The following is a 13,087-nucleotide window of genomic DNA, read 5'->3' as shown; positions in this document are numbered from 1 at the left end:
TCTGTCAGATGGGCTTCGGGCCGACCTGGCCGGTCTGGCCCGCCGCCTTGCGTTCGTTATAGAGGTTGATCACCGCCGCGGCGGTCTCCTCGATCGAGCGGCGGGTGACGTCGATCACCGGCCAGGAATTGTCCGCGAACATGCGCCGCGCATATTTCAGCTCGCTCTCCACCGCATCGGTCGCGACATAGTCGGTGTCGGGCGACTGGCTGAGCGAGAGCAGGCGGTTGCGGCGGATCTGGATCAGCCGGTCGGGCGCGGTCGTCAGGCCGACCACCAGCGGATGGCGCAGCCCGAACAGCATCTGCGGCGGCGGGCTTTCGACGACGATCGGGATGTTCGCCACCTTGTACCCGCGATTGGCGAGATAGATCGAGGTCGGCGTCTTGCTGGTGCGCGACACCCCGGCGAGCAGGATGTCGGCTTCCTCCCACTCTTCCCACAACACGCCGTCGTCATGGGCAATGGTGAACTGGATCGCATCGACGCGCGCGAAATAGGCGTCGTCGAGCCGGTGCTGGCGGCCCGGACGTCCCTTCGCCTCCTGCCCCAGCAGCGCCTCGAGCGCGTCGGTCACCCCGTCGAGCACCGCGATCGCTGGCAGGCCGAGTTGCTGGCACCTCTCTTCGAGGCGCCCGCGCGTCTCCTCGTTGACCAGGGTGAAGAAGACGAGGCCCGGGTTCGCGGAAATCTCGCCCATGATCCGGTCGAGGTGCTGCTGCGAACGAACCATCGGCCAGAAATGCCGCAGGACTTCGCCGTCGTCGTCGAACTGCGCGAGGGCCGCCTTGGCGATCATCTCCAGCGTTTCGCCGGTGGAATCTGACAGGAGGTGCAGGTGGAAACGCGCCATGCCGGCTCAGGGCCTCCGAAGGGCAAGGGGTGTGGATATGTGGCGGCATAAACCATGGGAGGAGCCCGGTGACAACTCGGTGAAAACTCCTCAGCGGCATTTCCTGCCCGCTATGGGGATTCACCGAGTCAGTTTCTGGACAGGCGGGCCGACTCTTCCCACACCCTGTGGACAAGGCGAACAACCTTTCGTTGACTCACTCTCGTCCAAGAGTCGCATCTGACTCTTCAATCTGTTCATCCGGGGGTAAATCGGGCAAGGCGAGCCAATCCCCGATATCCACAGGGCCAACAGACTCCATCATCCTTATATAAAATTTCTATTTTTTTTGTTGGGACGTGACGCGATGCCCGGAATCCTCCTCGAAACTCTGCGCGGAAACAACGCGCGCAGGCGGCCGCTGTGGCTCATGCGCCAGGCCGGCCGCTACTTGCCCGAATACCGCGAGTTGCGCGCCGAAAAGGGCGGTTTTCTCGCGCTCGTCTACGATACGGACGCCGCCGCCGAGATCACCCTGCAGCCGATCCGCCGTTTCGGCTTCGATGGCGCCATTCTGTTCTCCGACATCCTCATCGTGCCTTACGCGATGGGGCAGGACCTCCAGTTCCTCGCCGGAGAGGGGCCGAAACTGACTCCCCGGCTTGTGGACAATGCGCTGGAGGGGCTGACTCAGGTGCCCGAGCGTCTTTCGCCGATCTACGAGACCGTGCGGAAGGTTCGCGTGGCGCTCGATAGCGACAAGACGATGCTCGGTTTCGCCGGTTCGCCCTGGACCGTCGCGACCTACATGGTGGCAGGCGAGGGGAGTCGCGACCAGCACGACACCCGCGCCATGGCCTATCGCGATCCGGGCGCCTTCGGAGCAATCATCGATGCGGTGATTCAGGTGACCGTGGAATACCTGTGCGGCCAGATCGAGGCCGGCGCCGAAGCGGTGCAGCTGTTCGATTCATGGGCAGGCAGTCTCTCGCCCGCGCAGTTCGAGCGCTGGGTGATCGCCCCCAATGCCGCGATCACCGCTGCCGTGAAGGCGCGTCACCCCGTGACTCCGATCATCGGCTTCCCGAAGGGCTCGGGCGAGAAACTTCCCGCCTATGCCCGCGAAACCGGAGTCGACGCGGTCGGAATCGACGAGACCATCGACCCGATCTGGGCCGCGCGCGAACTTCCCCAAGGGCTGCCGGTGCAGGGCAATCTCGATCCGCTGCTCCTGCTGGCGGGCGGCGAGGACCTCGACCGGCAGGCCCGCGCGGTGCTTGACGCTTTCGCGGACCGTCCCCACGTGTTCAACCTCGGCCACGGCATCGGCCAGTTCACCCCGATCGCGAATGTCGAGCAGTTGCTGGCGATCGTTCGCAGCTGGGAGCGTTGAGTCTCGGTTGAGACTGGCATGACGACGCGCTAAAGGGCTTCCACCATGGCAATTCTCGCAAGTCTCTATCCCTGGCTCAAGGCCGGGCACGTCATCTTCGTGATCTTCTGGATGGCGGGGCTGTTCATGCTGCCGCGCTATTTCGTCTATCACCAGGAGAGCGATCCCGGCTCGGCGGAAGAAGCGCGCTGGGTCGATCGCGAGGCGAAGCTGCGGTCGATCATCCTGACGCCCTCGATGGTGCTCACGTGGGTTCTGGGGGCGCTTACAGCGCTTTCGATCAGTGCGTTCGATCAAGGGTGGCTTCATGCCAAGTTGCTCTTCGTGGTGGCTCTCTCGGGCTATCACGGCTGGCTGGTCGGCTATGCGAAGAAGCTGGCGCGCGGCGAGCGGCCGCTGACCGGCAAGAAGCTGCGCCTGCTGAACGAGGTTCCGGGCCTGGCGGCGGTGGTGATCGTCATTCTGGTGGTCGTGAAGCCGTTCTGAACGGAGTGAGGTGATGATCGTTTCCCTGCTTGCCGCCGCGTTGTCTCTCTCCGCGCTGCCGCAGGCAGATCAGGACGATCTTCACTGTCTGGCCTATCTCTCGGTTGCGGCCGGGAAGGTGAAGGGGGACTTGCGGACGAAAGTGGACGGCGGCGCGCTGTACTACTTCGGCCGGATTCAGGCGCGTTCCCCGCAACTGGACATCACTGCCGCGCTGGACGCGATCCTCGAGGCGCCGGGGTACGGGGCACAGACCTATCAGGCCGACAAGGCGCGCTGTCATGCCCAGCTGGACCCGCTCGCAGGGCAGTTCGAGGCGTGGAAGGACAAGTACGAGGGCGCTCGCTAGGCCCACCCCGCTGCGACTAGCTTCGCCTTCGGCTCAGCAAGTCTCGCTCCCCTCCTGCTTGCGGGAGGGGTTGGGGGTGGGCTTTCGCGCCTCGATTTCGATTCACCCCACCGGCCTGCCGCCCTGCGGATTGACTCGTTGACCGAGCCGCCGCGAATGCGTATCTGAGCGGCGTTCCGGCAACAGGGCGCGAGCCTTTGTCTCCTGCCTGGATCTGCTTTCCCCAAGCCCATCGATCCCGCCGGCCGACACTACAAATCCATCTGGAATTCACGAAAATGCATCTCAAAGAACTCAAGAAGAAGTCATCGGCCGAGCTGGTCGAAATGGCAGAGGAACTGGGCGTCGAAAGCGCCTCCACGCTGCGCCGCCAGGACCTGATCTTCGCCATCCTCAAGGAAGTGGCCGAAGACGGTGAGGAAATCATCGGACAGGGCACCATCGAAGTGCTGACCGACGGTTTCGGCTTCCTGCGCAATGCCGAGGCGAACTACCTCGCCGGCCCCGACGACATCTACGTTTCGCCGAATCAAGTCCGTAAATGGGGCCTGCGCACCGGCGACACCGTCGAAGGCGAAATCCGCGCCCCCAAGGAGGGCGAGCGCTACTTCGCCATCACCAAGCTGATGAGCGTCAACTTCGACGATCCCGACGCGGTGCGCCACCGCGTCAACTTCGACAACCTGACGCCGCTCTATCCGAACGAGCGCCTCCGCCTCGACTCCCTCGACCCCACGGTCAAGGACAAGTCGGCCCGCGTGATCGATCTCGTCTCGCCGCAGGGCAAGGGCCAGCGCGCGCTGATCGTGGCGCCGCCGCGCACGGGCAAGACCGTGCTGCTGCAGAACATGGCCAAGGCCATCACCGACAACCACCCCGAGGTGTTCCTCCTCGTCCTGCTCGTCGACGAGCGCCCCGAGGAAGTCACCGACATGCAGCGCAGCGTGAAGGGCGAGGTCATCTCCTCCACCTTCGACGAACCCGCGCAGCGCCACGTCCAGGTCGCCGAAATGGTGATCGAGAAGGCCAAGCGCCTCGTCGAGCACAAGCGCGACGTGGTCATCCTGCTGGACTCGATCACTCGTCTCGGCCGCGCCTACAACACCGTGGTGCCCAGCTCGGGCAAGGTGCTGACCGGCGGTGTCGATGCCAACGCCCTGCAGCGCCCCAAGCGCTTCTTCGGCGCCGCGCGCAACATCGAGGAAGGCGGCTCGCTCTCCATCATCGCCACCGCCCTGATCGACACCGGCAGCCGCATGGACGAAGTCATCTTCGAAGAGTTCAAGGGCACCGGTAACTCGGAAATCGTCCTCGACCGCAAGGTGGCCGACAAGCGCATCTTCCCGGCGCTCGACGTCGGCAAGTCCGGCACCCGCAAGGAAGAACTGCTTGTGGCCAAGGATCAGCTCACCAAGATGTGGGTGCTGCGCCGCATTCTCATGCAGATGGGCACCATCGACGCGATGGAGTTCCTGCTGGACAAGATGAAGGACTCCAAGACCAACGAGGACTTCTTCGCCACGATGAACCAGTAAGCGCCCGGGGAGACGATGTTGGATATCCTGACGATCCTTGCCGCAGCACCCCAAGCGGCAGGGGGTATCCAGAGCCCGGCGGAGATCTGGCACCACATCGTCACCGACTTTGCGAACATCGGCACCCCGGCGGCGCTTTCCGCGTTCCTCCAGGTGCTGATGATCGACGTCGTCCTTGCGGGCGACAACGCGATCGTCGTCGGCGCACTGGCGGCGGGGCTCCCGGCAGACCAACGCAAGAAGGTCATCGCCATCGGTGTCCTCGCCGCGCTGGTCCTGCGCATCGGCTTTGCGCTGGTGGTGACCTGGCTGCTGGGCATAGTCGGCCTCGTCTTCGCCGGCGGCCTGTTGCTGCTGTGGGTCGCGTGGAAGATGTACCGCGAACTGCACCATAGCCCGGTGGGCGAGCATTCCGTCGGATCGCCCGAGATCGAGGGCGACGAACGCTCCGGTCTCGCGCCTTCCAAAAGCTTCGCTTCAGCCGCCATTTCGGTGGCGGTGGCGGACGTGTCGATGTCGATCGACAACGTGCTCGGCGTGGCCGGTGCCGCGCGCGAGCATCCCGGTATCCTCATTGTCGGCCTGATCGTTGCGGTGGCGATGATGGGCCTCGCCGCGAATTTCATTGCGCGGTACATCGAGCGGTATCGCTGGATCGGATGGGTCGGGCTTGCCGTGATCCTCTATGTCGCGGTCAAGATGATCTATGAGGGGTGGACTGATCCAACCCTTGGAATTATCACGCTTTTTTGAGATTGAGAGATAAATCTGGGGTAGTGGCCCCAGATTTATCCTGCCTGCTTCTACGGAACCAGGATCGTAGATCCCGTCGTCGACCGACTCTCCAGAGCCCTATGCGCATCCGCTGCGTCCTTCAGAGCGAAGGTCTGCCCGATCTTCGGCTTCAGCACTCCCGAAGCAATCCGATCGAACAGCTTCTTCGCGCTCGCCGCCAGCAGTTCGGGCGTCGCTACATGGTCCGCCAGCGTCGGCCGGGTGACGTAGAGCGATCCCCCTCGCATCAAATCGAGCAATGCGATCGGCGGCACCGTGCCAGACGCATTGCCATAGCTGACCATCATCCCACGCTTGCGCAGCGAGGCGAGCGACGCCTCCCAGGTTGCGGCGCCGACGCCGTCGTAGACGACGTTGCACATGGCCCCGCCGGAGATGTCCCGTACCGCCTCGGGCAGTTCGGCAAAGGGGCAGTGCAGCGAGTGTTCTCCCGGCACTTGCGCGGCTTTCTCGGCGCTGCCCGAGTGTGCAATCACCGTCACGCCCTTGTCGAGCAGCCAGGGCACCAGCAGAGAGCCCACGCCCCCTGCCGCGGAATGCACGAGCGCGACGTCACCGGCCTTCGCGGGGAAGGTGTCTTCGGCCAGATAGCAGGAGGTCAGCCCCTTGAGCATCACGGCGGCGGCGATTTCGGGTGCGACGCCTTCAGGGATGCGCATGGCCTTGGCGGCGGGGATCGCGCGATGCGTGGCATAGGCCCCGCCGTTCTGCGTCGTGCCGACGCGGTCACCCACCGCGAGGTCGGCGACGCCTTCGCCCACTGCGACAATCCGCCCGACGCTCTCGGAGCCGAGGCTGATCGGCAGGGCATCGGGGTAGAGGCCCTTGCGATAATAGGTATCGATGAAATTGAGCCCGACCGCTTCGGTCTCGATTACCACTTCGCCGGGAGCAGGCGACGGGATCGCGAAGTCCTCCCGCTCGATGACTTCCGGGCCACCGTGGGCGCGCACGATCATGCGATAGCTGCTGGTCATGTCCCGTCCTCTCAGCCGATGTGCGCGGCGAAGAAGGCTTCGGTGCGACCGTCGGCAAGTTCGGCGCCGGCCTCGTCGCGGCGCGCACCTATCTCGGCCGCGAAGCCATGGTCGAGCCCTTCGTAGTCATGCAGCGTGACCTTCGAGTGATCGTCCAGTCCGTCGTGCATCGCCTTCTGCGCTTCGGGGCTGACGAAGTGGTCGGCGGTGGGGATATGCAGCATGAGGGGGCGGGCGATCGCGTGCTTCTCGTTCAGCATCTGGTCGATCATCACGCCGTAGTAGCCGACCGAGGCGTCGATGTCGGTCCGCGCGGCTGCCATGTAAGCGATCTTGCCGCCCATGCAGAAGCCGACGAAGCCGACTTTCTCGACCTGCTTCTCGCGGCGGATCCAGTGGATCGCGGCTTCGATATCCCGCATGCCGAGGTCGAAGTCGTGGCTCATCATATGGCCCAGCGCGGCCTGCATTTCCGCCTCTACGTAAGGGCTCAGCTCGATGCCCGGCTTCTGCCGCCAGAACGTGTCAGGGGCGACTGCGAGATACCCTTTCGCGGCCCACTGGTCGGCCTTGCGGCGGATGCCTTCGTCCACGCCGAAGATTTCCTGCTGCACGATGATCGCGCCGCGCGGCGTGCCTTCGGGAGCGGCGACGTAAGCAGGGAAGGTGCCGTCACCGTCGAGGGTGGGAATCTCGGTGTTCGTGGCCATGTCTGTTCTCCTGTTCGCTTTGCGGCGAGTAAGGCACTTGGATTGGACTTTGCCAAGCGCATGTGTCAGTCATGCTGCGATAATTCAGCGGGAGCCGAGCGATGAAGGTCAATGTCGAGGTCGAATGCTCCCCTGAAGAGGCGCGCCGTTTCCTCGGCCTGCCCGACGTCACCCGTGCGAACGAGGCTTACGTCGATGCGCTGACCAACGCGATGCAAGGCACCACCAACTTCGACCAGATGAACGAGCTGGCCAAGCAGGTCGCGCCGATGGGGCAGATGGGGCTGAAGCTGTTTCAGCAGTTCCTCGAAAACGGCGTGGCCATGGCGATGAGCGGCGCCAAGCCAAAGAAGGGCGAGTAGCGTCCGCTTCGCCTCCCTGCTAGGGGAGGGCGGGCATATGGACGATACGATCTTCGCGCTTTCCAGCGGCTCTCCGCCTGCCGCCATCGCCGTAATCCGGATAAGCGGACCGAGAGCCGGCGAGGCGCTGTCGAGCCTTGCCGGGGCCATCCCCACACCGCGTCGCGCCAGCTATAAGCGCCTGAGTGTTTCACGTGGAACAGTGCTCGACCATGCGCTTGTTCTCTGGTTTCCCGGGCCGAACACGGCAACCGGCGAGGACCTGGCCGAACTGCATCTGCATGGTGGCAAGGCCGTCGTCGCTGCGGTCGAGGGGGCACTGGCCGATCTTCCCGGTTTGCGCCGCGCCGTCCCGGGGGAGTTCACCCGCCGTGCATTCGCCAATGGCCGCATCGATCTTGCCGAGGCCGAGGGGCTGGCCGACCTGCTCTCGGCCGAGACCGAACTGCAGCGGCGCAGCGCGATCGCCATGGCGGGCGGGGCCTTGTCCCGGCAGGTGGACGACTGGCGCATGCGAGTGCTCACCGCATCGGCGTCGGTGGAGGCGGTTCTCGATTTCGGGGATGAAGACGATGTCGCGGACCTCTCTGCCGACTTCATCGCTCGCATCAACGCCCTGGCGACCGAAGTGTCCGACTGGCTCTCGCGTCCTCGCGCGGAAACTCTGCGCGAAGGCTTTCGCGTGGTGCTGGCCGGTCCGCCAAACGCAGGCAAGAGCACCCTGTTCAATGCGCTGGTAGAGGACGAGGCGGCGATCACCGCGCCACTGGCCGGAACCACCCGTGACGTCCTGACGCGCGCCGTCGCCATCGGCGGCGTGCCGTTCGTCTTCGCCGACACCGCCGGTCTGCGCGACGAGACGGACGACGTGATCGAGGCTATCGGTATCGATCGCGCCCGTGCGGCGCTGGACCGGGCTGACCTCGTGCTCTGGCTTGGAGCGGCGGGGGAGGGGCCTGACGCGGCGTGGGAAGTGACCCCGCAGATCGACACACCCTCGGCTCGGCCGAACCCGGCGGCGCGCCATGCGATTTCAGCGGTGACCGGCGAGGGCCTCGATGCCCTTCGCGATGACCTTATCGAGACTGCGCGGCACGCGATGCCGCGACCCGGTGATGCGGCCCTCAATGCGCGGCAGCATGCGTTGCTGACCGATGCCGAACTGGCCTTGCGCGCGACACGGCATGAGACCGACCCGTTGCTGGTCGCGGAGTGCCTGCGCCGCGCGCGCGTGGCGTTCGATGGTCTCGTCGGCCGGGCGACGACCGAGGACATGCTCGACGCTCTGTTCGCCCGCTTCTGCATTGGAAAATGAGCGATGTTCCACGTGGAACATGCCGAGGTGCTTTGACGTGAAATCCGCGACGCGGTAAGGCGACGTCATGCACTCCTTCGATGTGATCGTAATCGGCGGCGGCCATGCCGGCTGTGAGGCGGCGGCAGTGGCCGCCCGCATGGGCGCGCGCGTGGCGCTCGTCAGCTTCGACCTCGACGCGGTCGGGGCGATGAGCTGCAACCCGGCGATCGGCGGACTGGGCAAGGGCCATCTCGTGCGTGAGGTCGATGCCTTCGACGGACTGATCGCGCGAGCGGCCGATGCGGCGGCGATTCACTATCGCATGCTCAACCGGTCGAAGGGCAGTGCGGTTCAGGGCCCGCGCGTGCAGGCGGATCGCGTACTGTTCAAGGCGGCGATCCAGCGGCTGCTCAAGGAGCAGGGCGATCTCACGCTCGTCGCTGGTGAAGCGTCAGCGCTAGTGCTCGAAGGCGGTCGCACGGTCGGTGTCGATCTTGCCGACGGCACCCGGCTGAGCGCGCCCGCGACGATCCTGTGCACCGGCACGTTCCTCGGCGGCACGCTGTTCCGGGGTGAGGAGCGTCTGGTCGGGGGTCGCATCGGCGAGGCATCGGCGCAGCGGCTCGCCGCGCAGATGCGCGATGCGGCGCTGCCGATGGCGCGGCTCAAGACCGGCACGCCGCCCCGGCTCGACGGGCGCACCATCGACTGGTCACGTCTGGGCGAGCAGCCTTCGGACGGCGAGGCCTGGACCATGTCGCCGATGGAGCAGCGGCGCGCGGTGCCGCAGGTGTTCTGCGCGATCACCCGGACCAACCCGCGCAGCCATGACGTGATCCGCGCGAACCTCCATCGGTCCCCTCTGTTCTCCGGCGCGATCGGGGCGCAGGGGCCGCGCTACTGTCCCTCGATCGAAGACAAGATCCACCGCTTCGCCGACCGCGACGGGCATCAGATATTTCTGGAGCCCGAGGGGCTGACGACGCACCTCGTCTATCCCAATGGCATCAGCACCTCTCTTCCTGCCGATGTGCAGCTGGAAATGCTGCGCACAATGGAGGGGCTGCAGACGGTGGAAATGGTCGTGCCGGGCTATGCGGTGGAGTACGACCACATCGATCCGCGCGCACTGCGGACCAGTCTGGAACTGCGAGAGATTCCCGGGCTCTATTGCGCGGGCCAGATCAACGGCACGACCGGATACGAGGAAGCGGCCGCGCAGGGTCTGGTCGCCGGGCTTCATGCTGCGGCTTCTGTGCTCGGCCGCGATGCGCCTGCGCTGGACCGGGCGAACAGCTACATGGCGGTGATGGTCGACGACCTTACGCTGCATGGCGTCAGCGAGCCTTACCGCATGCTGACCGCGCGCGCGGAGTATCGCCTGCGTCTGCGCGCCAACAATACGACGACCCGCCTGACGCCTCTGGCGATCGATGCCGGGGCCGTGACCGCTGCACGTCACGCATGGTTCAACCGCCGGGAGGAAGCGAGGGCGGCTCTGGGCCAGGCGTTCGATGCGCCCTTGGCCTCGACTGAACTGGCGGCGGCGGGACTGCCGGTTCGCTCCGATGCCGGGCGTCTGCCGCTGCGCGATTGGTTGCGCTTTGGCGGCGTCGATATTGCGGGACTGTCGCCGTGGATCGATCCCGCCCTTCGCGCCGACGCCGATCTCGTCGAGGAGATGGCCGAGGACGCGGCTTATGCGCCTTACCTCGAACGGCAGGAGCGCGAACTGCGTGATCTGCGCGCCAGCGAAGCGCTGAGCCTTGGCGACGATTTTCCTTATGACCGGATCGCCGGCCTCTCCCGCGAGATGGTTGAGCGGCTGACAAGGGCGCGTCCCGCGACCCTGGCGGCAGCAGGGCGGATTCCGGGAATCACTCCGGCGGCGCTGGCGGCGCTGCTTGTCCATGCCCGCAGGGAGGCCGCGTGATCACGACCGAAGACGAGGCGCGCGAATGGCTGCGTGCGCTGCCTGAATGCGACGCGGTGGCAATGGAGCGACTGGAACTGCTCGTCGCCATGCTGGCGGAAGAGAACCAGCGCCAGAACCTCGTATCGGCCGCCAGTCTAGATCAGGTCTGGCTGAGGCATATTGTCGATAGCGCGCAGTTGCTGCCGCATGTTCCACGTGAAACATCGACGCCCTGGATGGACCTCGGCACCGGCGCAGGATTCCCCGGACTGGTGATCGCGGCGCTTCGGCCCGAATGCGAAGTCGTGATGGTCGAATCGCGCGCGCGGCGAATCGAATGGCTCGACCGCGCGCGAATCGCGATGGGACTCGATTGCGCCTCGATTGCCGGACAACGCCTCGAACTGGTCGAAAGTCGTCAGGCAGCCGTCATCTCCGCCCGTGCTTTTGCGCCTCTCGACAAATTGCTGACGTTATCCGCGCGATTTTCCACAAGTGACACCGTGTTCCTGTTGCCCAAAGGGCGGTCTGCCAGTCAAGAATTGCAGGACCTTCGCAAGTGGCGGCATGTGTTCCACGTGGAACAGTCCCTGACGGACCCGCAGGCGGGCATCATTGTCGGCACCCTTGCCGACGGGAAGGGTAAGATCGGGTGATTCGCATTGCCATCGCCAACCAGAAAGGCGGCGTCGGAAAGACGACGACGGCAATCAATGTCGCGACCGCGCTTGCCGCTACCGGGTGGAAAACACTCCTGATCGACATCGACCCGCAGGGCAACGCATCCACGGGAATCGGGGTCGGGGCATCGGAACGCGGAGCGTCGTCCTACGACGTGCTCGTCGACAAGGTGCCGGTGTCGCAGTGCGTCATGCCGACGCGGATTCCGAATCTCGATCTGCTGCCTGCGACAGTGGACTTGTCCGGGGCCGAGGTCGAACTGGTCAGCGCCGACGACCGCGCGCATCGCCTGCAGCGCACGCTGACCCCGGACCTCGGCTACGACGTCTGCCTGATCGACTGCCCGCCCTCGCTGGGCCTGCTGACGCTCAACGCGCTCAATGCCGCCGATACCCTGCTGGTGCCGCTGCAGTGCGAGTTCTTCGCGCTCGAGGGGCTTAGCCAGCTGCTGCAGACGGTGGAGCGGGTGCAGCAGCGCTTCAACCCCGATCTTGGCATCATCGGCATCGCGCTGACCATGTACGACCGCCGCAACCGCCTGACTGAACAGGTCTCAGACGACGTGCGCTCCGTGCTGGGCAAGCTGGTGTTCGAGACCGTCATTCCGCGCAACGTGCGCCTCTCCGAAGCGCCGAGCCATGGGGTTCCGGCGCTCATCTACGATCACGCCTGCGCCGGCAGCCGCGCCTACATGGCGCTCGCGCGCGAGCTGATCACCCGATTGCCCGAAAAGAGGAAAGCGGCATGAACGACGACTCCATCGTGCGCTTCAGCGTACCCCAGCCGAAGGCGGGCGGGCAGAAGCCCAAGGGTCTTGGCCGTGGCCTCGGCGCGCTGTTGGGCGAAAGCCGACGCGAGGAGCCGGTCCCGGCGACGGGCGAGGGCGGCACGGTCGCGCCTACGCGCGGTGGCCTGGCGGTGCTGTCGATCTCCGACATCAAGCCCGATCCGCATCAGCCGCGTCGCTATTTCGAGGAATCGGCGCTGGAGGAACTCGCTGCGTCGATCGCGCAGCGCGGGGTGATCCAGCCCATCATCGTGCGCCCTCTCGATAACGGCCGTTACCAGCTGGTCGCCGGTGAGCGTCGCTGGCGTGCGGCGCAGAAGGCGCAGCTTCACGAGATTCCGGCGCTGGTCCGAGAATTGTCCGACCGCGAGGTCATGGCGCTGGCGCTGATCGAGAACCTCCAGCGCGAGGACCTCAACCCGATCGAAGAGGCGCGGGCCTACAACCGCCTTGCTGAACTGGAGGGCATGACTCAGGCCGAGATCGCCCGGATGGTCGACAAGAGCCGCAGCCATGTCGCCAATTTCCAGCGCCTGCTCGCTCTGCCCGACGGCGTGATCCTGCTGGTCGAGAAGGGCGATTTGTCGATGGGCCATGCCCGCGCCCTGATCGGCTGCGACGACGCCGAGGACATTGCAGTGGCTGCCGTCTCCAAGCAGATGTCGGTGCGCGACGTGGAAAAGCTGGTGCGCAAGAAGCAGCGCGGCGATGTGGCGCCCCGCCGTTCCGCACGCGCGGCGCGGAGTGGTTCGGAGGATGCGGACATCGCGGCGGTGCAGAACCACCTCGAGGAATTCCTCGGCTTGCCGGTGAAGATCAGCGCCGATGCCGATCCTTCGACCGGCACCGTGACGATCCGCTATGCCACGCTCGATCAGCTCGACCTGATCTGCCAGCGGCTGACCGGCGGCGCGATCTGAACTTTCGTCATTGCGCGTAAAACGAAGGAACCCAGGGCAGCCTAGGCC

14 protein-coding genes are annotated in these 13,087 nt (G+C 65.4%); 11 read left to right on the top strand and 3 right to left on the bottom strand.

The window, feature by feature from the left end:
• Positions 1 to 4: 4 nt before the first annotated feature.
• Positions 5 to 853 (bottom strand): pyruvate, water dikinase regulatory protein, encoded by an 849-nt coding sequence (locus HWN72_RS16480; protein ID WP_008829261.1) that lies wholly within the window; start codon positions 851 to 853, stop codon positions 5 to 7.
• Positions 854 to 1,199: 346 nt separating this feature from the next.
• On the opposite strand from HWN72_RS16480, the gene hemE reads away from it, so the two are divergent.
• The 5 genes from hemE to HWN72_RS16455 all read left to right on the top strand — a co-directional run bounded on the left by hemE (position 1,200) and on the right by HWN72_RS16455 (position 5,348).
• Positions 1,200 to 2,225, top strand: a complete 1,026-nt coding sequence (gene hemE, locus HWN72_RS16475; protein WP_211150740.1) for a uroporphyrinogen decarboxylase — start codon at positions 1,200 to 1,202, stop codon at positions 2,223 to 2,225.
• 45 nt (positions 2,226 to 2,270) lie between these two features.
• Positions 2,271 to 2,711, top strand: a complete 441-nt coding sequence (locus HWN72_RS16470; protein WP_211150739.1) for a CopD family protein — start codon at positions 2,271 to 2,273, stop codon at positions 2,709 to 2,711.
• Between the two features lie 13 nt (positions 2,712 to 2,724).
• Positions 2,725 to 3,060, top strand: coding sequence for a hypothetical protein (locus HWN72_RS16465; RefSeq protein ID WP_211150738.1), 336 nt, complete (start codon positions 2,725 to 2,727; stop codon positions 3,058 to 3,060).
• Positions 3,061 to 3,338: 278 nt separating this feature from the next.
• Positions 3,339 to 4,595 (top strand): transcription termination factor Rho, encoded by a 1,257-nt coding sequence (gene rho / locus HWN72_RS16460; protein ID WP_008832527.1) that lies wholly within the window; start codon positions 3,339 to 3,341, stop codon positions 4,593 to 4,595.
• A gap of 15 nt (positions 4,596 to 4,610) precedes the next feature.
• Positions 4,611 to 5,348: a TerC family protein gene (locus tag HWN72_RS16455; RefSeq protein WP_081799005.1), complete on the top strand. Its 738-nt coding sequence runs from the start codon at positions 4,611 to 4,613 to the stop codon at positions 5,346 to 5,348.
• Positions 5,349 to 5,398: 50 nt separating this feature from the next.
• On the opposite strand, the gene HWN72_RS16450 is transcribed toward HWN72_RS16455, so the two are convergent.
• Both HWN72_RS16450 and HWN72_RS16445 read right to left on the bottom strand, forming a co-directional pair.
• Positions 5,399 to 6,367, bottom strand: coding sequence for a quinone oxidoreductase (locus HWN72_RS16450; RefSeq protein ID WP_069708615.1), 969 nt, complete (start codon positions 6,365 to 6,367; stop codon positions 5,399 to 5,401).
• 11 nt (positions 6,368 to 6,378) lie between these two features.
• A complete protein-coding gene (locus tag HWN72_RS16445; protein ID WP_211150737.1) occupies positions 6,379 to 7,077 on the bottom strand; it encodes a dienelactone hydrolase family protein in 699 nt (232 codons plus the stop codon).
• Positions 7,078 to 7,178: 101 nt separating this feature from the next.
• On the opposite strand from HWN72_RS16445, the gene HWN72_RS16440 reads away from it, so the two are divergent.
• The 6 genes from HWN72_RS16440 (at position 7,179) to HWN72_RS16415 (ending at position 13,039) form a co-directional block, all read left to right on the top strand.
• Positions 7,179 to 7,439 carry a DUF6489 family protein gene (locus HWN72_RS16440; protein ID WP_008832531.1) on the top strand — a complete coding sequence of 87 codons (261 nt, stop codon included), beginning with the start codon at positions 7,179 to 7,181 and terminating at the stop codon, positions 7,437 to 7,439.
• Between the two features lie 37 nt (positions 7,440 to 7,476).
• Complete coding sequence (gene mnmE, locus HWN72_RS16435) at positions 7,477 to 8,754, top strand: tRNA uridine-5-carboxymethylaminomethyl(34) synthesis GTPase MnmE (protein WP_211150736.1); 1,278 nt, start codon at positions 7,477 to 7,479, stop codon at positions 8,752 to 8,754.
• A 67-nt stretch (positions 8,755 to 8,821) separates the two neighbouring features.
• A complete protein-coding gene (gene mnmG, locus HWN72_RS16430) occupies positions 8,822 to 10,669 on the top strand; it encodes a tRNA uridine-5-carboxymethylaminomethyl(34) synthesis enzyme MnmG (protein ID WP_211150735.1) in 1,848 nt (615 codons plus the stop codon).
• Entirely contained in the window at positions 10,666 to 11,307 is a 642-nt protein-coding gene (gene rsmG / locus HWN72_RS16425) for a 16S rRNA (guanine(527)-N(7))-methyltransferase RsmG (protein WP_036525655.1), read from the top strand. Before mnmG ends, rsmG begins: the two co-directional genes overlap by 4 nt.
• On the top strand, positions 11,304 to 12,080 hold the full coding sequence (locus HWN72_RS16420) for a ParA family protein (protein WP_008832535.1): 777 nt from the start codon (positions 11,304 to 11,306) through the stop codon (positions 12,078 to 12,080). The genes rsmG and HWN72_RS16420 overlap by 4 nt, the downstream gene beginning before the upstream one ends.
• A complete protein-coding gene (locus tag HWN72_RS16415; protein ID WP_069708610.1) occupies positions 12,077 to 13,039 on the top strand; it encodes a ParB/RepB/Spo0J family partition protein in 963 nt (320 codons plus the stop codon). Before HWN72_RS16420 ends, HWN72_RS16415 begins: the two co-directional genes overlap by 4 nt.
• Positions 13,040 to 13,087 lie beyond the last annotated feature (48 nt).

It is taken from the genome of Novosphingobium sp. HR1a (assembly GCF_015594425.1).
Classification (GTDB): domain Bacteria; phylum Pseudomonadota; class Alphaproteobacteria; order Sphingomonadales; family Sphingomonadaceae; genus Novosphingobium; species Novosphingobium resinovorum_A.
Note: the sequence above shows the minus strand (reverse complement) of the source record. Positions and strands in the feature narration are given on the sequence as shown.

Excerpts from the sequence above, each read along its gene's own strand:
- HWN72_RS16465 (WP_211150738.1), top strand. The coding sequence starts at position 2,725 with ATGATCGTTTCCCTGCTTGCCGCCGCGTTGTCTCTCTCCGCGCTGCCG.
- HWN72_RS16445 (WP_211150737.1), bottom strand. The coding sequence starts at position 7,077 with ATGGCCACGAACACCGAGATTCCCACCCTCGACGGTGACGGCACCTTC.
- HWN72_RS16470 (WP_211150739.1), top strand. The coding sequence starts at position 2,271 with ATGGCAATTCTCGCAAGTCTCTATCCCTGGCTCAAGGCCGGGCACGTC.
- mnmE (WP_211150736.1), top strand. The coding sequence starts at position 7,477 with ATGGACGATACGATCTTCGCGCTTTCCAGCGGCTCTCCGCCTGCCGCC.
- HWN72_RS16455 (WP_081799005.1), top strand. The coding sequence starts at position 4,611 with ATGTTGGATATCCTGACGATCCTTGCCGCAGCACCCCAAGCGGCAGGG.
- HWN72_RS16480 (WP_008829261.1), bottom strand. The coding sequence starts at position 853 with ATGGCGCGTTTCCACCTGCACCTCCTGTCAGATTCCACCGGCGAAACG.
- rho (WP_008832527.1), top strand. The coding sequence starts at position 3,339 with ATGCATCTCAAAGAACTCAAGAAGAAGTCATCGGCCGAGCTGGTCGAA.
- HWN72_RS16450 (WP_069708615.1), bottom strand. The coding sequence starts at position 6,367 with ATGACCAGCAGCTATCGCATGATCGTGCGCGCCCACGGTGGCCCGGAA.
- HWN72_RS16415 (WP_069708610.1), top strand. The coding sequence starts at position 12,077 with ATGAACGACGACTCCATCGTGCGCTTCAGCGTACCCCAGCCGAAGGCG.
- HWN72_RS16440 (WP_008832531.1), top strand. The coding sequence starts at position 7,179 with ATGAAGGTCAATGTCGAGGTCGAATGCTCCCCTGAAGAGGCGCGCCGT.
- hemE (WP_211150740.1), top strand. The coding sequence starts at position 1,200 with ATGCCCGGAATCCTCCTCGAAACTCTGCGCGGAAACAACGCGCGCAGG.
- mnmG (WP_211150735.1), top strand. The coding sequence starts at position 8,822 with ATGCACTCCTTCGATGTGATCGTAATCGGCGGCGGCCATGCCGGCTGT.